Origin of the sequence: Leucobacter sp. wl10 (assembly GCF_003569785.1) — a bacterium.
Lineage (GTDB): Bacteria > Actinomycetota > Actinomycetes > Actinomycetales > Microbacteriaceae > Leucobacter.
This window is the reverse complement of sequence record NZ_KZ984037.1, coordinates 1-1,178: the sequence shown is the minus strand read 5'-3', so window position 1 is coordinate 1,178 and position 1,178 is coordinate 1. Positions and strand designations below refer to the sequence as shown.

Sequence of the window (1,178 nt, the reverse complement as noted above, 5' to 3'; positions counted from 1 at the left end):
GGTGTCGGCGTTGCGGGGCCGAGGGTATCCCTCGTGACAGCGTTGTTCGCACACTCGCGCATGAGCCCTTCGGGCATCGTCCGACAGTGCTCAAGATCAGGGTGCGGAGGTATCGATGTGCTTGGTGTCAGAAAGTGTGGAGAGAAGACACCAGCCGTGCTGCACCAGTGCGGGCAAAGATCTCCCGTGCCGGCGTCCGCTACGCGCTGGAAGCGCTCGTGATCGATCACCTCACCGTCGCTCGTGCGGCAGCGAATCTTGGGGTGTCCTGGCGCACCGCGAACAGTGCGATCCTGGACGAGGGGCAACGGCTCCTCATCGATGACCCCGGACGGTTCGACGGAGTGACCACGATCGGTGTTGACGAGCACGTGTGGCGGCACACTCGCCGCGGCGACAAGTACGTGACAGTGATCATCGATCTCACCCCTGTGCGTGACAAGCGCGGCCCGGCCAGGCTCCTCGATATGGTTCCTGGCCGCTCGAAGCAGGTGTTCTCGGACTGGCTCGCGCAGAGAACGCAGGCCTGGCGGGATGGGATCGAGGTCGTCGCGATGGATGGATTCACCGGATTCAAGACCGCATCGAAACAGCATTTGCCAGAAGCGGTCGAGGTGATGGATCCCTTCCACGTGGTTCAACTCGCCGGTGACGCGCTCGACCGGGTCAGACAGCGAGTGCAGCAGGAAACGCTCGGACATCGCGGCAGGCGCGGCGACCCGCTCTACGGAGTCCGGAAGGTGCTGCGCACGGGTGAGGCATTCCTCACCGAGAAACAGCAAGCCCGACTCGATCAGGTGTTCGCTGATCCCGCGCATGCGGATGTGTGGCGGGCGTGGCGCGCCTATCAGCAGGTCGTTGCCGCGTATCGAGAGAAGCACAGCGGGCTCGGGCGGAAACGGCTGCGTGAACTCATCGACACGTTGAAAGCGACCACGCCGTCCTGGTTCGTCGAGCTCCGCAGGCTCGCGTACACGCTCGACCGTCGCCGGGAAGACATCCTCGCGTACTTCGATCACCCCAGGACATCGAACGGGCCGACCGAGGCTATCAATGGCAGGCTCGAACACCTCCGCGGATCCGCGCTGGGGTTCCGGAACCTGGCCCACTACATCGCGCGGTCCTTACTCGAGACCGGCGGGTTCAGGCCGCTCCTACACTCTCGATTCCGATGAGCC

Annotated in this window: 1 protein-coding gene; it reads left to right on the top strand. The window is 64.1% G+C overall.

The genetic code is table 11. The features are described from left to right. Nucleotides 1–1,175: ISL3 family transposase (locus D1J51_RS17675; protein WP_119077319.1), on the top strand; the 1,175-nt coding region annotated here is incomplete at its 5' end. Between the last annotated feature and the right edge of the window lie 3 nt (nucleotides 1,176–1,178).